Here is a 22,753-nt window from a genome sequence, read left to right as displayed (position 1 = left end):
GTAATTGGCTCTGTACGACTTTATATAATTGCTTAATCATGATAGGTTATCCTTTTTCTTTTCTTTTTAAGTCTGCATTAAGGATAGTCCATCACTAAATTTAAGAATTAAGACAATCTATAATTTAAAGGTAAGCTTTTTCGCTTTTTTTGTGAGAGTTTTGATATTATGAGAAAAACATTCCCTAGTGTCGACAAAATTAGAAAATACTATGTGTTTAACATTGGTGGAAATAAGTTAAGACTAATAGATTCAACGTCAGCATAGATACTTTTTTATGACCTTCCACTTAAGAACAGGCAAAATGGTAACTACTTTTAAAAATTTAGCTTTCCATCTTCTATGCGATAAATATAGTCCATTTCTTTAGCAAACTGCTTATCATGCGTGACGACCACAAATGCCGTTTTAAATTGTGTGCTTAATTCGTGCATAAGTCGCAAAATATTTTCAGAATTATGTGCATCTAAGTTTCCCGTTGGTTCGTCTGCCAATATACAGCTTGGCTTTGTGACCAATGCTCTTGCAATAGCAACACGTTGGCGCTCACCACCTGAAAGCGTACCGGGTTTATGCTTGACACGATGCGCTAATCCTACGGCACAAAGCATATCAATTGCAGCTTGATGGGCTTCTTTTTTAAGGATTTTCTTACGCATCATCATCGGGAGCATCACATTATCCAAAGCACTAAACTCTGGCAACAAATGATGAAGTTGATAGATAAAACCTAAATGAGTATTACGCATTAAAGCTCGCTTATTCGCCGATAGACAATCTATACGCTTTCCAGCCAGATAGACCTCTCCTTTTGTTGGTGAATCAAGACCTGCTAACATATTCAAAAGCGTTGTTTTTCCAGAACCAGATTGTCCCAAAACTGCTACTTTTTGACCATGCTTAACTGCAAAGTTAATCTCGTGCAACACCTGTGTTTGAAGCTTACCGTCTTTGTAGGTTTTATCTAAATTTCGACAGCAAATCGCGTAGTTATCTAGATTACTCATAGCGCAACGCCTCCGCAGGTTGAACGCGCGATGCGCTCCATGCTGGATACAAAGTCGCCAAAAGACTCAATAAAAGCGAAGCAATCCCAACATGGAGAATATCATTTGAAATAAGCTTGGAGGGAATAAAGTCAATTTGATAGACGCTTGGACTTAAGAATTGAACGTGAAAGACAACTTGGATCCAGTTGACAATTTCAGTCGCATTTATTGACAAAATTACACCCAAAATGACGCCAATTAAAGTCCCAATGATTCCTATTGCTAAGCCTTGAATGATAAATGTCATAATAATCTGCCTTGATGACATGCCCAAGGTGCGCATAATGGCAATATCAGAACGCTTATCAGTCACCACCATTACCAAAGATGAAAGGAGATTAAAAATTGCCACTGCGATAATCAGCATTAAAATAAAAAACATCATCGTTTTTTCCATCTGTAGAGCTTGGAAGAAGCTTTTATTTTCGTCCGTCCAGTCTCGTGCAATATAAAAGTCAGATAGTATGGAATGATTTAAAGTTTGCTTTAAAAAAGGCGCTTGGTAAATATCTTTAACACCAAGTTGTAATGCGCTCACTGCATTTCCCATTTGAAAAAGCTTGGCTGCATCTTCAATATTAACAAGTGCATAGTAACTGTCGTATTGATAGCTCACCGAAAAAATACCTGATACTTTAAATTGTTTTAAGCGTGGCATCATTCCCGCCGGTGTTAAATTGGCTTGTGGTACAATCAATGTCACCTTATCACCGACTTTTACATCAAGCGACTGTGCTAAATATTTGCCCAAGATGATATTGAATTTCCCTGATTGTAATGAATTTAACTCTCCCTGTTCCATATGATCGGCAATCGGCACAACTGAGTTTTCATACTGTGGTTCAATTCCTTGAATTGCAGCAAAAGCATTAGTGTCATTAACTGAGAGCATTCCTTGACCTTCAATAATCGGTGCTACACCTGAAATACGTTTATCTTTTTGTGTCAAGTCTTCTGAAAATGCTTGCCAATAATAGAGTTTACCGCCTGCTTGATAGACTTTAATCGGTGGAACCATCATTAAAATTCTATCCTTTATTTGCTCATCAAAACCATTCATCACCGACATAACGGTAATCAAAACAGCAACACCCAGCGCAATCCCAATAAATGAAATCGCAGAGATAATAGAGATAAACTGATTACGCTTTTTTGCTCGCAGGTAACGCAACCCAATAAATAGGGGTAATGGTCGATACATCTAGCTAAAATCCTTAAAACAAAACTCGCCGTATCATAGCATAATTCTGCTTGATCAAATATTTTAAAAACGGGAAATTATACATAGATGCCTGACGATGTCTTACTTTCACATAGCGAATACTACACTATCATCAGCGCTCAGTTGTTTCACTTCTGAGTTCGGAATGGATTCAGGTGGGACCAACTTGCTATTATCGTCAAGCAAGCGGCATTTTAACTACTGCCATGACGAATGTCCATTGTTTTTTTAACTGATTTTTTGGATTTCTCTATTATCATTCAAAAACAGAAGCTATTAAGTAAGCTTTGATTGTATTAGGCAAATGTTTGGAATTAAGCACGCTTTGCTTTATAGATTGCGGTATATTTTCTTGTAATATACCATTGTTGCGCAATACTGATCACATTGTTGGTTAACCAATACAATACTAAACCTGATGGGAAAGAAGCAAAGAAAACTGTAAAGATAACAGGCATCAACATCATGATTCTAGCTTGCATTGGATCGGCTGAAGTTGGGCTAATTTTTTGCTGCACAAACATCGAAATACCCATTAGAATTGGCAAAATAAAGTATGGATCTTTCGATGCCAAGTCATGTAGCCAGAAAACAAATGGTGCTTGACGCAATTGCACACTTTCCAATAACACCCAATAAAGTGCAATGAATACTGGAATTTGAATCAGAATAGGTAAACAACCACTTGCTGGATTGACCTTTTCTTCTTTATACATCTCCATCATTTTGCGACCAAGCTTTTGGCGATCTCCTTTATAAAGCTCTTGTAACTTCTTCATGCGTGGTTGAAGCATACGCATTTTTGCCATAGATTTATAGCTTTTAGCAGATAATGGATAAAACAGCAGTTTGATTAAAACAGTAACAAGGATAATTGCGACACCCCAGTTATTAACAACATTATGGATAAGAGTCATAAGCCAGAAGATAATAACTGAAATAAAAGACAGCATCCCATAGTCAACAAGCTTATCTAAACCATCGGGTCTATTTGCACCAAAGTCCTTAACCATTGCTTCAAGGTTCTTAGTAATGGTTGGTCCAGTATATAGAATATTGGTATTTTCTATGCTTTGACTACTTTCAACAACGACGGGTTGAGTTTTCACACCTGATTGATAAGTGTTAGTTGCGAGTTTATTTGCATAAACGTTAAAGCTTGTATTTGGATTGTTAGGCAGCCATAAGCTTACAAAATAATGCTGAATCATTGCTGCCCAGCCTTTGTTGGTAGTCACCCCTACTGCTTGAGTTGATTTAGCAAGATCGCTAAACGATTCTTTTTGAAAAGGTTTTTGATTTGAAGATAATCCTACGCCTTGGAAAGAATAAGAATGCGCATCGAACAAGCTAAAACTATGGCTTTCTGGTATGACTTCACGAGTTATTTCATTATCAAAAGTGATACTTACTGGTACGTTTGTGGTATTTTTAATGCTTTGTTTAACAGTGATTGCATATGCCGTATCGTCAATAATGTATTGGCGAACAACTTCAATACCTTGTGTTTGTGCGCTTAAAGTTACGATTGTTTCAGTAGTCTTTTTGTCAACGCTGTGTTGAGTGAAGATTATTTTTTGTGGTTGATTGTTAATGTAAATAATACTTTGTGCAATGTATTTACTGCCAGTTTTATTGTTTAAAAGCGGCATTGGGCTTTTATCGGTTAGGCTCACATCGTAGTCTTTTAAAGCAGCATTGATAATTGCGCCATTTAGCGGACTAATTTCTAAATTAGCAAAAACTTTGGTATCGAGTGAAATAGGTTTAATGTTATCACTATTGAAGTCTTGCTTAGTTGCATCAACTGTTACAACAGGTTGTTTCGTATCACTTGCCGTAGTTGACATTTGTTGTGAGCTTGTTTGAGATTGATTTTGAGACGTTAGCGTTTGTTTTGGTGAAAACATTTCTTCCCAACGCGCCATAAGTGACATAAAAATCACAACAATAAGCGCTATTAAGAATATTCTTATATAGTTTGACTTCATGAGTTTAAACCTTTTCTTTCTTTGGTACTGGATCATATCCGCCTTGACAGGCTGGGTGGCATTTTATCAGCCTTTTTGTAATTAGCCAAAGCCCAATCAGTAAACCATGCAATTTAATTGCTTCTAGTGCATATTGCGAACAACTAGGGTAAAAACGACAACGCATCCCTAATAAGGGGCTAATAAATATCTGGTAGCTACGAATAAGTACAATAAAAGGTAGTGCTATAATTGTGCGTATTGTGCGAGAAAACTGTTGATAGAACACCATAAATCTTCCTTCGTTGCTGCATCTGCATGTTGGCTTACAATGACGATTAACATTGTGTTGGTAAATTTAGCTTTGTTATGACGAAACATTTCCTTATTTAAGCGTCGGCATAAATTGCGTTTAACTGCTGTTTTTACTTTCTTTTTACCAGCGATAATACCGATGCTTGTGCTAAGGTCTTCGCCTTGAGCGATAAGATAAGAAAAATGTTTGGTATGAATTTTTTGGCAGATGCGTGAAAAGCCAAGATTAAATCGCTTGGCATTTAATATGTTTTCTTTTTTAAGTGCATTAAGCGGCAAGCTTATGTCTGCCTTTAGCACGCCTATTACGCAATACTTTTTGACCACTTAAAGTTTTCATGCGCGCACGAAAGCCATGCGTTCTTTTTCTTTTTAAGTTGCTTGGTTGAAACGTTCTTTTCATATTTATTATCCTCGTTTAGATTATTTAAAATTAAAGTATAAAAGTATGTAATGCTATTTGTGCAAAGCGCAGATTCTAAGCGAAAAAAAATTATTGGTCAATAAAATACCCATCATTCCAATAAAAATTCACTGAGTTTTCTTTAATCAGTCATGACTAAAATTATTTCTTTATTTTGTCATTTAAACGGTTAAGATGTTGGTTATCAATGAATTACAAATTTAAACTGTTTGCTTTATGTCTATTCATAAAATAAAAGGCTATGTTATCTTAATTGTGTTGTTTAGCGCATTCTTATTGTTTTACAAATATATCATGCAAGTTTTTCCAGGACTTATCGCCAATGATATTATGTCATCCTTTAGTATTTCGGCTTCCGAAGCCGGCTCGCTTGTTGCGATTACCTTTTGGACAATTGTCATTACGCAATTATTTTCTGGCGTTATTTTGGATCGATTTGGTTTTAGACTCATTAGCGCCTTGTCATTGATGACTTCGGCTTGTGGTCTTTTACTTTTTGTCTATGCCGCAGATATTAGCAACTTACCGTTAGCTTATATTGGTCGGATCATGATTGGTGTGGGTATTTCTTTTGCAACCGTCAGTTACATCAAAGCAACTTCGGTATGGTTTTCACCTAAGCAATTTGCCTTTGTTGCAAGTTTTCTAGCAACTGCTGCCATGTTAGGTGCCATTGTGGGTCAAGCGCCGCTATCTTATTTAATTAGCTCCACTGGATCGTGGCATAAGGCTCTTGCCATTTGTGCTTGTATTGGTATTGTTGGTGCAATTTTATATTTTCTGATTGTTCGTGATCATAACCCAAAGCAAAAAGTATTATTTTCTGAAGGCGTAAGCTTAAAATGGTCTTCGATTAAAACTGTACTCACTAATCGTGATAATTGGTTACTTACACTTTATTCTGGCTTAAGCTTTACTGCAATTGATGCTTTTGCCGGTCTATGGGGAAATAATTATTTCAAAGAGCAATATCAAGTCTCAACCGAATATGCAGCAGGAATAATTTCGATGATTTTCTTGGGCATGGCGATTGGTTCTCCTATCATTGGTAAGCTTTCTGAGAACTTTAATACCAAAAAGTTAATGCTAAGCTTTCACGTTGTTGCAACTATTAGTCTTGCGATTGTGTTGACTTTTAAAACCTCACCTCTAATTTCATCCATTTGTTTGTTTGTATTTGGTTTTTGCTTAGGTATATATATGCTAACTTTTGCCATTGGTAGACGCATCAACTCACTTGCTGTTACTGCAACAGTCGCAGCGCTTATCAATACAGGTGAGCCTGTGTTAGGTGCAATCTTCGACCCACTGATTGGATACTTCTTAGAGTTGACATGGACGGGTGATTATATCAACAGTACAGGTCAAGTCATCCATTATGCTCAAGGCATGGTACCTGTTAATGCCGTTAAGCATTTTGCGGTTTCCTCTTATCATATGGCGTTCTCCATCCTTACCTTGAGTATGGTATTAGCCTTTATCTTATTGTGTTTTGTCAAAGATAAAGACAATGAATTTGAACAAACAGTTTAATTGTTTATATGAGCCTTATTGATCGTTATCAAGAATACATTACAATACAAAACTTCCAACAAGATAGTCTTCAATTGCAAGCAATAGAGAAACTGGAAAGCATTGGGAACATTTTAAATAATGTAAACCAAAAAAACAGGTGGTCATTGTTTAGAAAAAAAGTGCAATCAGTCAAAGGGTTATATATGTGGGGAGGTGTTGGGCGTGGTAAAACTTTTATTATGGATTTGTTTTATGAGTCTCTCATCTTATCGTCTAAGCGCCGCCAGCATTTCAATCACTTCATGAAAGAAGTTCACACCTTATTAAAACAATTTCAAGGTCAGAAGAATCCGCTTTATGAGACTGCCAAGGACATTGCCAAACAATCAAAAGTCATCTGTTTCGATGAATTTTTTGTTGAAGATATTGCCGATGCTATGATCTTAGGCAATCTTTTTAAAATGCTTTTTAGTCTTGATGTCACCCTTGTTACTACTTCGAATATTCCGCCTGAAAGGCTTTATCAAGGAGGATTGCAACGCGAACTTTTCTTGCCTGCAATAAACGCACTTACTGAACATGTGGAAGTGTTCAATCTCGATTCAGGAGTAGATTATCGCCAACAAATCTTGCAAAGTGTACAACGTTATTTTTATCCACTTACTCAGGGAACAAGTACCTTAACTTTACTATTCAAAAAACAGGCATCTTCCTTCGCAATCTATGACACTGAAATTATTCTTGAAGATCGCTTGGTCAGGGTCAAAGCAGTCGATGAACAAATGATTTGGTTTGATTTTTTTGCCATTTGTGGTGATACACGTGGTGTCAATGACTACATCGCACTTGCTAAGCGTTTTGATTATATTTTTATCAGTGAGATGCCTATTTTGACGACAAAGTTTGAAAGCGAAACAAGGCGTTTTATCGCTATGATTGATGAATTTTATGATGAAGGAAAGTATGTGATTATCTCAGCAGATAGGCATTTCGATGACATATATCAAGGTGAACGTTTAAAGTTTGAGTTTCAACGTACGAAAAGCCGCTTGCAGGCAATGCAAAGTGATGATTATTTCAAGCGTTAAATGCAAGACGCATATGTCTTACCATATTTATTTTTGCTCTAAATGATCGAATTTCACAGGTGAGGTTTGAAGTAAATTTAAAACTTCTTCATCACTGATTTGATCAAAGCGTTGATACCATTGTCCAACGCCGTAAAAAGGTTCTGGGGTAACTAAACAAACGGATTCATCGACTAATGAAGTAATTTCTTGAAAACTACTATGACTTGCGACAGGTGTTGCGATAACTAATTTTTTAGGGTTTGAAGTTTTTAACGCTTGAATGGCAGCTTTAAAGGTAGCGCCTGTAGCAATACCATCATCAACTAAAATAATAGTTTTGTTATTTAATTTAAGTAATGGTTTCCCCTGACGATAACGTTGTAAGCGTCGAGCCAATTCTTGTTGTTCTTTTTGCAACACGTGTTGAATCTGTTTTTCACTAATATTAAGGTGTTGGATTAACTCTTGATTGAGGATACGAACGTTACCTTCAGAAACAGCACCCATAGCGAGTTCTTCCTGTCCAGGGATACCTAATTTTCTGACAAGAACAACACTCATTGGCACATGCAATATATTTGCAATTTCAAACGCAACGGGGACTCCTCCACGAGGCAAAGCTAAAACCAAAACATCCTTTTTGTTTTGGTAACTTAATAATTTTTCAGCTAATTGTTGTCCTGCATCGGCACGGTTTTTAAAAACTCTCATCGGGAATGCCCTTGATAACCTTATTGGTTTAACTTCAGATGGATAATGTTATGAAGGCTTTCAGGCTCGCACAATGAGCGATAGGTGACATCTTACGATAAACACCAAATTTATAAGTCATCTTTCGGTGCAATAGGCGATTCATTAAACATATCGTTAAAATTAACTTCTCGTATATACTGCTTATAACTATTATCAAGTCGACTATTAGCAAGAAAGACCTGTTGCATACCAATAGCAGTTTCTATTAGATTTTCTTCCTTTTGGTGTTTTTCTTCTATTGTAATAAAGAAGTCATTGTGGTTGAGGAAGTTAAGGTAGCTCAGTACAAAATTCATTGGCATCGCTTTTTTTAAAAGCCATTTAAAACTTCGATGTACAGAATTTTGTTCTTCAATTTTACCCGTCTTTTCTTTTTCTTTTAAAAAATAATCAGACAAATTGAAGAGTAGGTTTAAATAGTTTATATGATAATAATTTAACATTAATTGAGGAGAGATCCTTACGTCTAGTAGTCTTAATTGGTAACGGGTTATTTGTTTATTAAGCAATAGATTTAAAAGAACATATGGGCTATTTAAAATATGGACTAAAAGGGAGCGATTATAGATCGACTCTAAGTCTTGTTCCCCTTCATTAAGTAATAAACGAACAAGAGGATCATAGTTATCAGTTGATATGTGAGCACTATCCGAGCCATTACTCACATATTTATTTAATTTACGCCATGTCTCAGGGTTGCTCATTATTGAGTCTAACCTTTTCTCATTAAAGTTTTCATATCTCAACCTTTTTATATCATGCATACCATAGTCTGAGCATAACTGTTCTCCTTGCTTTATCGTATCTATTGCCACCATCACCCCCCTGATAGCACCCTTATATAATACGTCAATCTTTGTTACATTTGGGGTACAGTCATTTATATATGAAGCAATACCCCTAATCTTGTTTCCATTTTGATAAGCATACGAATACTCTCTGCTTGAATCTTCAGTCTCGTACTCAGTCAATGAGCTGGATTTACCAGGATATTCCAGAATTACCTCACCAGGAGATATATCCTGCAACGCAAAACTACCTTTGATTTTTGTATTGGAATGAGTGGTGTAAAAAGTTTCTATCGTTGTATATTCCCTCTCGTCTTTAAATAAATGCTCTAACTTTGGTTGCATTTTTTTTCTTTGTTTTTTATTCGGTAAAAATAAACAGATATTGTGATTTATACAAATTTCCTTGAGCGATTCGTTATTTAACTTTAGTTGATAATTTAACCCAAAATTTTTAGATAGCACATTATTTAAATCATAAATTATATTAGTATAATTACTATGCCAGCTATCAATAATATCAGAACATGATTTTTTAATGTGATTACTATAAAGTACACCATCTTCTACCTGACCAATTTTTGAAGTATCAATAAAAACTAAATTTCTAATATCTTCTGGCGTTGCCCCTGTTATATCTTCAATTGCATCAGCATCTAATCTTATTAAATTTAAAATTTCTTCATAGAGTTTATGTTTTGGAAATAGTGCTGCTATATGCAACATTGTGATTTCCGAATACCCTCGATCTAAAATCATTTTTTTTATATCGTGCGTTGACACATGGCATATGTCTTTCTTCTCTAAGGCGTTCTCAAAGTTCGATATTATTACATTAGGGTCATTGGAGCGTATAAGATTTATGTGAGTACATTTTTCATATAATGAAAACAGCTGACGCTCATATTTTTCTACTATGACTTTAAATTTTGAATTGTTTTGTTCCTTGCATCCATAATCGAAGATAGTTGAGTTATCAAGGCTCAAGTCATTAGAATTTGCATATTTGACTAAAGATATAAAAAAAAGAGAAACAAAAAAGATCAAACGACCAAAATTCTGCATAAAGTTCACCTTATATTTCTGTTGGAAAGTCTTGCCGAGCAAGCAGAAAATTGAAGTTAACAGAATTTTGCGCAAGAAAATATCTATCTTATGTATCAAGCTGTATGTAGTAGATTACAAATTAGGAATCGTTAGGGAATGTAAACGTAAGCTTGTTTACACCATGTGTTAGGGTGAGGCGATGGCTATATATGATATTGCTCAATCAATTGATCACGCTTTTGTTTTAAGGCATCACTCATTCCAACTTTATATAAATGCGGGTTTGTTGTTCGTTTATATTCTGATGGCAGTTGTGACAAACGCTGACGACAATATTGTGCAATCATATTTAAATCTTGCTGTTTTGATAAAACCTTCCCTTGCTGCATTACTTTATGTAATAAAGGTTCTTTTGCAATACCATCAATATTCAAATGCTTGAAAGCTTCAAATGGGTGATGCATTTGGGTAATCGATTTTTCATCAAAAAACGTTATAACATCACCACCATAAAACTGGTTGTTATGATCCAGAAGACGGTATACTTGTTTATGTCCTGGCAAAGTGGTTTTTGTGATGCTTTCAGAAATCTTAATACATAGACGATCATCAATTTGTGCCAATTTATAAACACCATCTAAAGCAGCATCTGGGTAACCAATTGCCAAAGACGTCCCAATGCCAAAACTATCAATAGGTGCATCTTGTTCGATTAAGCTTTTCACAACAGATTCATCTAACTGATTAGATACGGTAATACCAACATATTGCAAGTCTTCGGTATCAAGCATGTGCCTTGCTTTTTTTGATAAATATGCTAAATCACCGCTGTCCAAACGAATACCCTTTAGTCTTAACCCCTGGCTTTCCATTTCTTTGGCAACTGTAATTGCATTGGGAATTCCACTTTTTAATGTATTATAGGTATCTACCAATAAAGTGGTGTTGTGAGGAAAACTTTTTGCATATTGACGAAAAGCTTCGAGCTCATTTTCATAGCTTTGAATAAACGAATGCGCCATTGTCCCAGCAACGGGAATATTATGTACTCGACTTGCTTGAACGTTGCTTGTAGCATCAAATCCCCCAATAATTGCGGCGCGTGATGCAAAAAAACCACCAGGACCTTGAGCACGTCGAAGACCAAATTCAAGTAGCCGTTTATCCTTGGCAACTTGGCGTATTCTACTTGCTTTCGTTGCAATCAAGGTTTGAAAATTTAAGACGTTTAAAAGGATTGTTTCAACGATTTGGGCTTCAATAATATTCGCACAAACTGTTAAAATTGGCTGATTGGGAAAAACAATATCTCCTTCTTGGAATGAGTAGATATCTCCTTGAAAACTGAAATCTTGTAAATAATTTAAAAAATGCTGATTAAAACCTTGTCTTTGTAAAAATATCAAATCTTGTTCGGTAAAGAGAAAACCATCCAATATCTCCAATAAGCTTTGTAATCCGGCAAATATAGCATAACCACCATTAAAGGGATGTTTACGAAAAAAATAATCAAAAGTGGCAGTTTGAAACTTTCTACCTTCTAAAAAATAGCATTGCGCCATTGTCAATTGATAAAAATCGGTATAAGTTGCACTAAATTTGAACATTTGGATTCTCCTTTCTCAAAAGCTATTTGAACAACAAGTTAATTAAAATAACTCTATATGCTCCATATATCCATAGATTTCATGTCTAATAAATTCAAAAAATACCCTCTTGAGTTTCAAAGCATGTAACAAAGGAATCATTCATCTATAATAACGTCTTAATCTTAATTTGATAATGATATTGATAGTTATAGAGGTGCACAACTGAATATAAATCTTGTTGATTTTGATAATCAATCTTCATGACCAGCTGAGTACCAATATAGAATAAGCGTCTGTTGGGTTCAACCTCAAGAGTTATGTGGCTATCAGCAAGCATGGTTTTTAATACATTTGTTGGAGCATAAGTAAAAATAAAATCAATTAGACTTTGCTTAACTCCCATATCGGCATGTGGCATCGGTAAGCTACTACTTTCAATGGTTTTACCATCATATAACAATGAAAATATCGACCCTCCCCAACCAGCTGCTGCAACCAAAACGATTTTATTGCGTGCTACTTCAACTTGCACTTCTGTTATATAGGATTCTGCTTTGCCTTTAATGCTGTACGTTGCACTTAGAATTTGAGTTGCAGTGAAATCTAAATCCAGCATCTGTGGCGTTGGTAGCGTAATCCATTGGTTTTTAAACACTTCTACTCTAGGTGTGTTAATTGCACGTGTTTTAAATAGGGTACAAGCAGTTAATGATAAGATACAAACCATAAGTAAAATCAAGCGTAATTGGCGCCATGTAGTCATCAATATACTCCTTCTTCACCTGGCGGGCGCGACTTATAACGCCTATGTTGCCATAGATATTGGTCTGGAAACTCACAAATTGCTTTTTCTAAGATCTGGTGATAACGAAGCGCATCTTGATAATCGTCACCTGAAGGGAAATTTTCAAGCACAGGCAATACATAAATGTCATAACCTGAGAAATCTACTTTACGTGTATAATAACAGGGGATAACCTTAGCAGATGTTTTTTCTGCAAGCCACGAGGTTGCAACTAAAGTCGAACAAGTCTTGCTAAAAAATGGCACAAATATACTACGCTCAGCGCCAAAATCTTGATCTGGGGCATACCACACCGAAGCATTGCGCTTAAGCATCTTAACGATTGAGACAACATTTTTGCGCTGTAAACATTGTGTTACATACTTCTCACGCGCTGTTGTCATCGTATGCTCAAAAAGTGTATTTTTATGCTTTTGGTATACCAAATAAAAAGGAGAGTAGTTTTCCCCAATGTATCGCCCAATGATTTCCATACAAGTAAAATGTGAGCCCAGCATCAATGCCCCTTTTCTAGGATCATTATGCACGTTTTCAAAATGTTCCATACCATGTGTATCAATTTTGATCTTTTGAAATTGATGCTTAGGCATAAACCAGGCAATCATCGTTTCAATCCCAGAAACCGCAATCGAATCAAAGCATTTTTTACACAATACAGTAAGTTCATGTGTACTTTTATTTGGAAATGCAATTTTAAGGTTAATCATCGTAATATGTTTACGTCGCCTTAAAAAGGGATATATCATTCGCCCAAGGCGCACACCAAAACGCATTTGCCAGCGATAGGGTAATCGCACAAACAACCGCGCGAATAAGAAAAATAATTGTAAGCCCCAATATTTAGGAGCGTAAAAATGTGACTTTTCAGTCATATCATTTCCTTCAACCAAAGAAAGTGTGATCAAGGTTGTGCCATACTAACAAGGTATTTTTGTAAAATCACTTTTTGCTTAAACTACAAAATAAAAAAGGCCGCATCAGCGACCTTTTAATATATCTAAACTAATCAGTCAGATTAGAAGTAAACAGTTGCATCCAACATAATTGTGTTGAAGCTACCCACTTTGGTACCTGTTGATTTACCAGACATATAGTTATAAGAACCACCAAGCCAAACAGTGTCGACAATGTTATAACGCGTACCAAGTTCTAATTGATATAAGTTATTGTCAGAGTTTTGTGCTACTTGACTATAAGATACATAAGGCACCATGTCTTTACCAGCAACAGGTATCGTGTAAGAAGAGTCTAAGCTCCACGCTTTAACCGTACAATTAGATGCACCCGCTGTTGTACCGCCAAAAGTAATTAACGTTGGAAGTGCATTAATAGCAAACGCTGTTGCCCCTGCTGTATCAGGATGAGATGCAACGCCAGGAATGGTATTAGAACCAAATGCAGTCTTATTCATACCATGAACGCCAGAAGTTGTTACTAAAAACTCACCATTAACTGCAAGACCTTGGATGTTGAAACCAGCGTTAAAATCTAATGCACCCACCATTTTGTTATTTGCACCAGTTGGATTACCAGAGAAACCTGTTGCATTAATATAACCCGCACCTGCATAGTAGCCTAAGTTACCTGCTTTACCGTTATATGAAGCATTAATTGCAAAATCATTAATTTGTTGTGCACTTGATGCTTGAGAGTTCATCATTGCAGTGCCTTTACCATTCATTAAAGTAGCAACAACGTCTAAACCATTCATAGTAAAACCAGCACCGACTTGACCACCATAAGCTATAAAGTAAGCACGGGTTAAGGTTGGCATAAAGTTAGTGACTGAATCAAATTTACCAAATTCAACTACTTTTTTACCACCAAATGCGTAGAATGGAGACTTAGACAAGTTACCAAAAATAAAATAAGCACTTGGCAATATTACACTACTACTAGCAGCATTATTAACTTGAATATCAGCAAAACCACTTACCCAATCACCAATAGTTGATGTAAATGCTAAATCAGCATAAGGCATTTTAATTTCAGTTTTACTGTTATTGTTTGAATTAGGGGCACTTGAAGTATTCTGATATTGCGCGTAAATCTCACCTTTTCCACCAATATAGATAGCGTTAGAGGCTAGATCACCTGATTGACGTGCATTCAAAATATTCAATACAGAACCAGTTACCTGCTGGTTGTTTAGCATTTGTTGCGCATATTGCGCATCTGTACGAACGTTAACGATACCGCCACCGTTTTGTACTTGATCATTCATTGAACCAGCTGCAAAAGCTGAAGCGCTTGCAGTTGCAGCAACCGCTGCTACGATCATCTTAAGTTTCATTAGTTTCTCCTCAACTGTTTTAAAACTTATTTTTATTAAATTTTTATTCCTTTTCTCGCGGTATTCTAACCGTCTTAAAAACTACACCCCGACAAAGGTAACACTTTATTTTAAATTTTCAAGCAATTCATATCATTTTTTAATAAAAATTACAAAGATTCTGCATTTTCTGCCAAATAACTGGCAACGCCCTCAGGTGATGCACTCATCCCTTTATCACCTTCCTTCCAACCAGCAGGGCAAACTTCACCATGCTTTTCGTAGAATTGGAGTGCTTTGACCATACGTATTAATTCATCCATATTGCGACCAAGTGGAAGGTCATTCACTACTTGATGTCTAACTACACCTTCTTTGTCAATTAAAAAAGTACCACGGAAAGCAACAGCAGCTTCGGGATGCTCAACACCATAGGCTTTAACAATGCTATGATCAACATCAGCAACCATTGTATAGTTAACCGCACCAATACCACCTTGGTTGATTGGGGTATTGCGCCAAGCGTTGTGAGTAAATTGAGAATCAATCGACACTGCAAATACTTCCACACCTAATTTTTTAAGCTCATCAACACGTTTATCTAAAGCAATAAGCTCAGATGGACAAACAAATGTGAAATCCAATGGGTAAAATACAACGGCGGCATATTTGTCATTACGCGCCTTACTAAACTCAAGAGCATTGACGATTTCACCTGAAGCCAATACGGCTGCTGCTGTAAATTCTGGCGCTTTGCGCCCTACTAAAACACTCATTTCTTTCTCCTTGTTTTCGTATGCCATGTATAGTTAAGCTTTATTTCAGCCTATAAGTAAGCTCAAGGCTTATATACAGGTCATGGCAAATAAAGTTATTGAATCAAATTCAGTGCGCAAAAGTTTGCTAAAGCTTGATAATTATGTCAATAATGGTACAGCAAAATTTATCAAAATCTGTGAGAAATACCATGATCTACATCCATCCCAAAACTCAAGCACTTATTTTTGACTGCGATGGCACCATTGCCGATAGCATGATTATTCATAACGAAGCATGGCATACTATTGCCAAACGGCACCAATTTAATTTAAGTACGGATGAGCTTACCCACTATAATGGCATTCCGACGTTACAAATCTTAAAAAAGCTCACCTCACACATAGATCAAACACGTTTTGATCTACATAAACTTGCGCATGAAAAAGAGAGCCTTGCTGAACAAAGTATCAACAAAGTCATTCCAATCACTCCAATAGTTGATCTTATAAAAAGGTACCACGGTAAACTACCAATGGTTGTCATTTCAGGAGGATCATGTCAAAACGTTCTTAAAACGCTTGATACACTAAACATAAAAAATTTATTCGAGTTCATTATTACCGCAGATGATGACCACCCTACCAAAGAATACCCTGAAGCCTTTACTTTAATAGCTGACAGGCTTGGTGTTGAATGTGATAAGTGTCATGTTTTTGAGGATGGTAAACCAGGATTAATTAATGCCGTTAAAGCCAATATGATGGTCACGGATATGCGGACGATTTACCCTTAATTTTCTATTGGCAAATCATCTTTCGCATTTAACTCATAAAATGCTGCCACCATCACCATGACGATGAACGCTAAGCTAAAAGCATCAATAAAGATAATTACGACATGATTAATACCAAAACTAACGCCATCGCCAATTGCAGCAAATAGCGCATAAACTACGTATTTAATTAGCAATATGGCAACTATAATAAATCCCAATTGCAGCGCATATAATACGTTGCTACCTAGCAAGCGAAAATTTTCACGAAAGCTCATCCACACACCGACATTACCGAGTAAAACAGTGGGTAATAATATAAGCGTGAAGCTCGTTACCAACCAAAATCCAAATATGCTTAAAAAGCTAGCTAAAAACCACAGAAATCCATTTAAAATGCAAACAAGCAAAAACAAACCGAAACGCTTTCTAAATATTGCAAAGGCATTTTTCATAAGCTCAGGTTTTATGACACCTTCTTTAAAATACTCTCCTCCAATACAAATCAACAATCCATAAACACACATTGTGATAAACATCGAACTTAAACCCAACAGTGCTAATACTTCGGCATCAGGTAGTGTGGCTGGGATTTGCCCACTTTGCATATAAGCATGGATAATTTCTCCAACGCCAGCGTTTAGTGCATAAAGCTTAAAATATTCAGCAATAACCGCACTGACAAGCGCAAATATGAAGCATACTTTCAATGTAGAGCGGTACAAATTCCATGCAACATTAAGTGTATTCATAATTGCACCTCTATTTCTCATATCAATAATTCCTGCAAAGCCATTTGACCTAAAAATTTTATTGTGGCAGATTAATCAAATCTATAGTTTATAGCAATCCTTAGATAGCAGGAATTTAGCATGGATTTATCTGAACGTGTCAAAGATCATTTTAGTCATTCAATTCAAACCAGCATCCTAATTGCCGATAGTCTAGCTGACGCTATTGCACATGCAGGTCAAATGCTGGTTTCAACCATTGTAAATGGAAAAAAAGTCCTTACCTGTGGCAATGGTGGCACAGCGGCTTTAGCTAACTACTTTAGCACTCAGCTGATCCACCGTTTTTTGATGGAGCGCCCTGCACTGCCTGCAATTTCACTTGCGTCTAATAGCACAGTTTTAAGTGCCATTGCCAATGATCAAGCTTACAAGTCGATTTTTGCTCAGCAAATCAGTGCACTAGGGCAGGCTGAAGACGTTTTGCTATGTATTACTACGAGTGGCAACGCGGAAAACATTATTGAAGCAATTAAGATTGCACATGAAAAAAATATGCATATCATTAGCTTAACCGGCAAAGATGGTGGTAAACTACGCCACATGTATCAGCCCAGTGATGTTGAAATTCGCATCCCCTCCGATAAGACGACTTGTATTCACGAAGGACAGCTAATCGTTATTAACTGCCTATGTGATACCCTTGATCGCGGACTTTTTGGAGTATAAAAAAACATAAATAGATAGATTAAACGATGCAAAATAGATTACTTATTTCAGTTTGTTTACTAAGCGTCTTGGCGTTTTCGGGGTGTAGTATTTTCAGTCCTTATACCCCACCAATACAACAAGGAAAGATCTTGCCACAAAATGTAATGCAGCAGATCAAGCCAGGTATGACACCCGAACAGATCAAATACATCTTGGGCTCACCTGATATTATTGATCCATTTGACCAAAATCAATGGAATTATATTTATAGTTACCAACAATCGTATGATGCACCACGCAATGACAAACAACTTATTTTGACTTTTAAAGACAATAAATTGATTAGCGTCAGTGGTGATTATTCCCCTCCTGGAACTATTTATGTGAGTAACTAACGGTTTTTACCAGTTTGTTATAAAAATTCATAAATAACTAAAGGTGTTGTAAAGAACCCAAATCATATATAAATAACCCAAATCGTATATAAGCAATCAACAACGAATAACACTAATACCGCAATCGAAAACCTGTTAACTGAAAAAACCAATCGTAATGATGCACACGTTGAACCTAGTTCAAATATTCGTAAAACTGATAAAACAATTGCCGCAATCAAAATAGAAGGTAATCCAAAGTATAGACCAAACCAAGTAAGCGGAATCCATGCACTTAACGCTCCAATTACGGTGTAATAAACAAAATAAACAGCAAAAATTCGAATTTTTTCCATTTTTATTCCCCCTATCTTTTAGGTGGATTCTTTTAAAGTTTGTTGCAAAGTTGCTTAGAGTATTTAGGGCTCAAATAAAAAAGTCTTGCTGTTGTTTGACAGCAAGACTTTTCGAGACTTCCTTCAACTAAATATTTAAACCGTTTCAACTGTCCAGCCAGTTACTTGTTGCAGAATTTTACCCATTTCAGCTGGCGATTTACTCACTGCAACACCTGCTGCCTCTAATGCAGCAAATTTCTCAGCGGCTGTACCTTTACCACCAGAGATAATCGCACCAGCATGCCCCATACGTTTACCAGCAGGAGCAGTAACACCTGCAATATAAGATACCACAGGCTTGGTAACATGGTGCTTGATATATTCAGCTGCTTCTTCTTCTGCTGAACCACCGATTTCACCAACCATGATAATTGCTTCAGTTTGTGGATCGTTTTGGAACATTGCTAGCGCATCAATAAAGTTTGTACCAGGGATAGGGTCACCACCTATTCCGATACAAGTTGACTGACCAAAACCAAGCGCGGTAGTTTGATTTACGGCTTCATAAGTCAATGTGCCGGAGCGAGAAACAATCCCCACTTTACCTGGCTTATGAATATTGCCTGGCATAATACCAATTTTACATTCACCTGGTGTGATCACACCAGGACAATTTGGACCGATTAAACGTGACCCTGAGCGTTCTAGGTAGACTTTTGTTTTAAGCATATCCATAACTGGAATGCCTTCTGTAATACAAACGATAAGTTTAATGCCTGCATCTGCAGCTTCTATGATAGAATCCTTACAGAAAGGCGCTGGCACATAAATAACAGTTGCATCTGGTTGCACTACGTCAACAGCTTCTTGTACGGTGTTAAATACTGGCAAACCTAGATGGATTGTTCCACCTTTACCTGGAGTTACACCGCCCACCATTTTTGTCCCATAAGCAATTGCTTGATCAGAATGGAAAGTACCTTGCTTACCTGTGAAGCCTTGGCAAATAACTTTTGTGTTTTTATTAACTAATACGCTCATACGTGAGTTACCTCTTTAACTGCTTCGATGATTTTCTTCGCACCATCTGTAAAACCTGTAGCTGCAATGATATTCAAGCCACTTTCTTTTAATTTTTTTGCACCTAGCTGTGCGTTTGTTCCTGCCAAACGGACAACCACAGGTACTTTTACCCCTACTTCTTCAACAGCAGCTATAATGCCTTCTGCGATCATGTCACAACGAACAATCCCACCGAAAATATTAACAAAAACACCTTTAACTGCTGAATCAGACAGGATGATTTTAAATGCCTCAGCTACACGTTCTTTGGTTGCACCCCCGCCAACATCTAAGAAGTTAGCAGGACGTCCACCATGAAGTTTAACAATATCCATTGTTGCCATCGCCAAGCCCGCACCATTAACCATGCAACCGATGTCACCATCTAGTGCCACATAGTTAAGCTCCCATGCAGCTGCACGCGCTTCACGCTCATCTTCTTGAGACAGATCGCGCCATTCCGCTAATTGCGGTTGGCGATATAAGGCATTGTTATCAACCGATACTTTTGCATCTAAACAATGAAGGTTAGCTTCATTTGTAATAACAAGTGGGTTAATTTCTAAAAGCTCTAAATCTCTTTCTTGGAACATCTTGGCAAGACCTAAAAAAATCTTAACAAACTGCTTGATTTGATTGCCGTCAAGACCAAGCTTAAATGCAAGCTTGCGACCTTGATATGGTTGTGCACCGACAAGCGGATCGACGATCTCTTTGAAAATTTTATGAGGTGCGTGAGCAGCAACTTCTTCAATCTCAACGCCGCCTTCAGTTGAAGCCATAAAAATAATGCGACGTGTACCACGATCAACCACGGCACTTAGATATAATTCTTTGGCGATATCGGTGCAACTTTCGATAAGAACCTTGCTGACGGGTTGACCTTTTTCATCAGTTTGAAAAGTAACAAGGCGAGTTCTCATCATGCGTTTTACAAAGTTTGCAACATCTTCTTTGTTAGAAACAAGCTTCACACCACCTGCCTTACCACGACCACCAGCATGAACCTGTGCTTTAACCACCCAAGTATCACCACCAATTTTATCAACAGCAACCAACGCTTCTTCAACACTTTCTACCGCATAACCCTTAGAAACGGGTAAGCCATATTCAGCAAAAAGCTGTTTTGCTTGATACTCATGTAAATTCATATCTTTCTCACTATTTTTACTATTATGGTTTGTTTAACAATATTTTTGCGCGTTTATTCACACAAAGGGCAAAACATGGGCAAGTATACCTTATAATCGATTTGGGGTTAAGCAGCAATTGGCAAAGTTTTTTTATGGTCTCCAAATCAATAATAATTTTCCTATTTCGAACTGGCTTTTAAGCGTATCCAAATTTAAAGCAATTGACGAAGAGTAAAAAGAGTTTTTGAGATGGAATACATTTATTTTTTAACCGTCAACGGATTTTTGGTAGACAAATGCGCATAAGCCTTGTCAATAAAACGATAGGGTAAATCTGGATCTCGATGCTTGGGAATCCCTAAGCGCGTAGTTTGAATGATCTCATTAGGTGTGTAACCAACGTCAACGATATAAAAAACATCATTGAATTGTTGTTGATCCCAGTCGCACACTTTCAGGTTCAAAGCCTTACACAACAGGGTTTGACCAGATAATAAACGCTTAGTTTGACGTGGTTTACCACCTCTTAATGGATTTAGTTTAAGCATACATTGCAACATAACCGAAGTATCTTCTCTGTCATCCAAAAAAGCCACAGCCGATTTTATTAACACGGTATTACCTTTACCTGCTGCCGATATATTAAATGAATCTCCACCTCTGGCATAGTACATATAGATCGTACCAGCCGGCATGAACAAGGCTTTACGCTTTTCTGTATAACCCAATCAGGCATGACTTGCTTTATCTTCTAGTTCATAGCTTTCAGTTTCAATGATTTGTGCTTTAAGCCATATACCTTGATGATAACGGTAGATTACTTTCCCCAACAATCTCTTTGCCAATGTAATGGCATCTTTATCAAAAAACGTTTTATCCAATTTTTGCATTTATTCATCTTGGTTTGTATATATTAAAATCTGTTTCACATATGGCTACGAGCGTCTGCATAAACTCGAATGATGCATTATCCAGTAGATAAATAATCCCCAAATGCCACTGATTAATACGGTAATCACCCATGCAAAATTAGGCAGCATTTGTGGGGTAACGTTATGCTTTGTGAAATTATTCAAATCACGAATCACTGCAAGTGTACAAACAAGATGGACAATAACAGTAAAGGCTGCAATCAAATAGTAAATATTCTGAAAAAGATTCGTGATTGCTTGATGGAGGTAATCCATTAATACTCCTTAAAAAATAAATTCTGCTTTTTTATCAACTTTTTTGTTTTGGTTTTCTTCGTGATGTTTGCTGATAATATCAACAACCTCATCTATTGAGTCTGTTGTAAGCAAAAGATTGGGATCGTTTTCGCCAATCACGCCTTCCTCAATAAGCTTAGTATTTACCCAGTCCAATAATCCTTTCCAAAAACGAGTGTTAAATAGAATAATTGGCATATGGCGTTTTTTCTTGGTTTGCACGAGCGTTGCAATATCAAAGAGCTCATCAAGTGTGCCAAAACCACCAGGCATGCTAATGTAGGCCATTGAATGTTTAACAAACATTGCTTTGCGTGTGAAGAAATAGCGATAATGAAGTGAGATGTCTTGATGTTGGTTCGGAATTTGTTCAAACGGTAATTGAATGTTTAAACCTATGCTTACTCCTTCCCCCCTTGAGGCACCGATATTACCAGCAGCCATAATCCCGTGTCCGCCGCCAGTAATAATACTAAAACCTTTGTCTGAGAGCCTGCGTGCAATTTCCTCAGCATCGCGAAAATGCTTGGAAGAGCTAGGCAAGCGCGCAGAACCAAAGATGCTAACAGCAGGTTGTATGTCATCTAAGCGTTCATATCCCTCAACAAGTTCTGACATGACTTTAAAAATATTCCATGTGGCTCGCGATTGATCAAAGTGAACGTTACCATAAGTCGTGGCCTCAGTATGCGCACGTGGGTGTAATGTTTTTCGTGTTTTATTCATTTTCTTTCTTTTAGTTTCTGTTGTTTTTGCTTTTAGATGATTCACAATTACTATGGAGTAAGTCAGTGGGTATGGTAACACAATCTAGCATTCATGCTATGTTAGTTGCTGCAGCAAATG

At 36.8% G+C, this 22,753-nt stretch carries 25 protein-coding genes, 1 rRNA gene and 1 pseudogene; 6 read left to right on the top strand and 21 right to left on the bottom strand.

Features of this window, described 5'->3' with window-relative positions:
* Nucleotides 1–165: 165 nt before the first annotated feature.
* Nucleotides 166–267 carry a type II toxin-antitoxin system HigB family toxin gene (locus DNJ77_RS10225; RefSeq protein WP_420810631.1) on the top strand — a complete coding sequence of 34 codons (102 nt, stop codon included), beginning with the start codon at nt 166–168 and terminating at the stop codon, nt 265–267.
* A 50-nt stretch (nt 268–317) separates the two neighbouring features.
* Here the strand turns inward: DNJ77_RS10225 and lolD are convergent, their stop codons facing one another.
* The 7 genes from lolD to rpmH all read right to left on the bottom strand — a co-directional run bounded on the left by lolD (nt 318) and on the right by rpmH (nt 4,959).
* Complete coding sequence (gene lolD / locus DNJ77_RS07880) at nt 318–1,007, bottom strand: lipoprotein-releasing ABC transporter ATP-binding protein LolD (RefSeq protein ID WP_116964447.1); 690 nt, start codon at nt 1,005–1,007, stop codon at nt 318–320.
* Nucleotides 1,000–2,250, bottom strand: a complete 1,251-nt coding sequence (locus DNJ77_RS07875) for a lipoprotein-releasing ABC transporter permease subunit (protein ID WP_116964446.1) — start codon at nt 2,248–2,250, stop codon at nt 1,000–1,002. Before DNJ77_RS07875 ends, lolD begins: the two co-directional genes overlap by 8 nt.
* Before the next feature lie 89 nt (nt 2,251–2,339).
* Nucleotides 2,340–2,454, bottom strand: a 5S ribosomal RNA gene (gene rrf / locus DNJ77_RS07870).
* Nucleotides 2,455–2,585: 131 nt separating this feature from the next.
* Nucleotides 2,586–4,262, bottom strand: a complete 1,677-nt coding sequence (yidC, locus tag DNJ77_RS07865) for a membrane protein insertase YidC (RefSeq protein WP_116964445.1) — start codon at nt 4,260–4,262, stop codon at nt 2,586–2,588.
* A 4-nt stretch (nt 4,263–4,266) separates the two neighbouring features.
* Nucleotides 4,267–4,533, bottom strand: coding sequence for a membrane protein insertion efficiency factor YidD (gene yidD / locus DNJ77_RS07860; protein ID WP_116964444.1), 267 nt, complete (start codon nt 4,531–4,533; stop codon nt 4,267–4,269).
* On the bottom strand, nt 4,488–4,856 hold the full coding sequence (gene rnpA, locus DNJ77_RS07855; RefSeq protein ID WP_157966650.1) for a ribonuclease P protein component: 369 nt from the start codon (nt 4,854–4,856) through the stop codon (nt 4,488–4,490). Before rnpA ends, yidD begins: the two co-directional genes overlap by 46 nt.
* Entirely contained in the window at nt 4,825–4,959 is a 135-nt protein-coding gene (rpmH, locus tag DNJ77_RS07850) for a 50S ribosomal protein L34 (protein WP_116964442.1), read from the bottom strand. The genes rnpA and rpmH overlap by 32 nt, the downstream gene beginning before the upstream one ends.
* Before the next feature lie 237 nt (nt 4,960–5,196).
* Between rpmH and DNJ77_RS07845 the strand changes: the two genes are divergently transcribed.
* Nucleotides 5,197–6,513, top strand: coding sequence for an MFS transporter (locus tag DNJ77_RS07845; RefSeq protein ID WP_116964441.1), 1,317 nt, complete (start codon nt 5,197–5,199; stop codon nt 6,511–6,513).
* An 8-nt stretch (nt 6,514–6,521) separates the two neighbouring features.
* Complete coding sequence (gene zapE, locus DNJ77_RS07840; RefSeq protein WP_116964440.1) at nt 6,522–7,583, top strand: cell division protein ZapE; 1,062 nt, start codon at nt 6,522–6,524, stop codon at nt 7,581–7,583.
* 27 nt (nt 7,584–7,610) lie between these two features.
* Here zapE and DNJ77_RS07835 read toward each other — a convergent pair whose 3' ends face one another.
* The 7 genes from DNJ77_RS07835 to DNJ77_RS07805 form a co-directional block, all read right to left on the bottom strand.
* A complete protein-coding gene (locus DNJ77_RS07835; protein WP_116964439.1) occupies nt 7,611–8,276 on the bottom strand; it encodes a phosphoribosyltransferase in 666 nt (221 codons plus the stop codon).
* Between the two features lie 110 nt (nt 8,277–8,386).
* On the bottom strand, nt 8,387–10,171 hold the full coding sequence (locus DNJ77_RS07830) for an SET domain-containing protein (protein WP_116964438.1): 1,785 nt from the start codon (nt 10,169–10,171) through the stop codon (nt 8,387–8,389).
* A gap of 185 nt (nt 10,172–10,356) precedes the next feature.
* Nucleotides 10,357–11,760, bottom strand: a complete 1,404-nt coding sequence (locus DNJ77_RS07825; RefSeq protein WP_116964437.1) for a nicotinate phosphoribosyltransferase — start codon at nt 11,758–11,760, stop codon at nt 10,357–10,359.
* A 145-nt stretch (nt 11,761–11,905) separates the two neighbouring features.
* Nucleotides 11,906–12,505, bottom strand: a complete 600-nt coding sequence (locus DNJ77_RS07820; RefSeq protein ID WP_116964436.1) for a DUF3261 domain-containing protein — start codon at nt 12,503–12,505, stop codon at nt 11,906–11,908.
* Nucleotides 12,505–13,419, bottom strand: coding sequence for a lysophospholipid acyltransferase family protein (locus DNJ77_RS07815; RefSeq protein WP_116964435.1), 915 nt, complete (start codon nt 13,417–13,419; stop codon nt 12,505–12,507). The genes DNJ77_RS07820 and DNJ77_RS07815 overlap by 1 nt, the downstream gene beginning before the upstream one ends.
* 143 nt (nt 13,420–13,562) lie before the next feature.
* Nucleotides 13,563–14,840: an LbtU family siderophore porin gene (locus DNJ77_RS07810; protein WP_116964434.1), complete on the bottom strand. Its 1,278-nt coding sequence runs from the start codon at nt 14,838–14,840 to the stop codon at nt 13,563–13,565.
* Nucleotides 14,841–14,989: 149 nt separating this feature from the next.
* Nucleotides 14,990–15,595 carry a peroxiredoxin gene (locus tag DNJ77_RS07805; RefSeq protein ID WP_116964433.1) on the bottom strand — a complete coding sequence of 202 codons (606 nt, stop codon included), beginning with the start codon at nt 15,593–15,595 and terminating at the stop codon, nt 14,990–14,992.
* Nucleotides 15,596–15,738: 143 nt separating this feature from the next.
* On the opposite strand from DNJ77_RS07805, the gene DNJ77_RS07800 reads away from it, so the two are divergent.
* Nucleotides 15,739–16,371, top strand: a complete 633-nt coding sequence (locus tag DNJ77_RS07800; RefSeq protein ID WP_116964432.1) for an HAD family hydrolase — start codon at nt 15,739–15,741, stop codon at nt 16,369–16,371.
* On the opposite strand, the gene DNJ77_RS07795 is transcribed toward DNJ77_RS07800, so the two are convergent.
* Nucleotides 16,368–17,102, bottom strand: a complete 735-nt coding sequence (locus DNJ77_RS07795) for a hypothetical protein (protein ID WP_157966649.1) — start codon at nt 17,100–17,102, stop codon at nt 16,368–16,370. The genes DNJ77_RS07800 and DNJ77_RS07795 overlap by 4 nt on opposite strands.
* 120 nt (nt 17,103–17,222) lie before the next feature.
* On the opposite strand from DNJ77_RS07795, the gene DNJ77_RS07790 reads away from it, so the two are divergent.
* Nucleotides 17,223–17,810, top strand: a complete 588-nt coding sequence (locus tag DNJ77_RS07790; protein ID WP_116964430.1) for a D-sedoheptulose-7-phosphate isomerase — start codon at nt 17,223–17,225, stop codon at nt 17,808–17,810.
* A 26-nt stretch (nt 17,811–17,836) separates the two neighbouring features.
* Nucleotides 17,837–18,187, top strand: a complete 351-nt coding sequence (locus DNJ77_RS07785) for an outer membrane protein assembly factor BamE (protein WP_116964429.1) — start codon at nt 17,837–17,839, stop codon at nt 18,185–18,187.
* Nucleotides 18,188–18,249: 62 nt separating this feature from the next.
* On the opposite strand, the gene DNJ77_RS07780 is transcribed toward DNJ77_RS07785, so the two are convergent.
* The 6 genes and pseudogenes from DNJ77_RS07780 to DNJ77_RS07755 form a co-directional block, all read right to left on the bottom strand.
* Nucleotides 18,250–18,522: a hypothetical protein gene (locus tag DNJ77_RS07780; RefSeq protein ID WP_116964428.1), complete on the bottom strand. Its 273-nt coding sequence runs from the start codon at nt 18,520–18,522 to the stop codon at nt 18,250–18,252.
* Between the two features lie 135 nt (nt 18,523–18,657).
* Entirely contained in the window at nt 18,658–19,545 is an 888-nt protein-coding gene (gene sucD / locus DNJ77_RS07775; protein ID WP_116964427.1) for a succinate--CoA ligase subunit alpha, read from the bottom strand.
* Entirely contained in the window at nt 19,542–20,717 is a 1,176-nt protein-coding gene (sucC, locus tag DNJ77_RS07770) for an ADP-forming succinate--CoA ligase subunit beta (RefSeq protein WP_116964426.1), read from the bottom strand. The genes sucD and sucC overlap by 4 nt, the downstream gene beginning before the upstream one ends.
* A 242-nt stretch (nt 20,718–20,959) precedes the next feature.
* A pseudogene (locus DNJ77_RS07765) lies at nt 20,960–21,589 on the bottom strand (DNA-3-methyladenine glycosylase).
* Between the two features lie 45 nt (nt 21,590–21,634).
* Nucleotides 21,635–21,886, bottom strand: coding sequence for a hypothetical protein (locus tag DNJ77_RS07760; RefSeq protein ID WP_116964425.1), 252 nt, complete (start codon nt 21,884–21,886; stop codon nt 21,635–21,637).
* 9 nt (nt 21,887–21,895) lie between these two features.
* Nucleotides 21,896–22,525 (bottom strand): LOG family protein, encoded by a 630-nt coding sequence (locus DNJ77_RS07755; RefSeq protein ID WP_116964451.1) that lies wholly within the window; start codon nt 22,523–22,525, stop codon nt 21,896–21,898.
* Between the last annotated feature and the right edge of the window lie 228 nt (nt 22,526–22,753).

Origin of the sequence: Fastidiosibacter lacustris (assembly GCF_003428155.1) — a bacterium.
GTDB classification, from domain to species: domain Bacteria; phylum Pseudomonadota; class Gammaproteobacteria; order Francisellales; family Francisellaceae; genus Caedibacter; species Caedibacter lacustris.
Note: the sequence above shows the minus strand (reverse complement) of the source record. Positions and strands in the feature narration are given on the sequence as shown.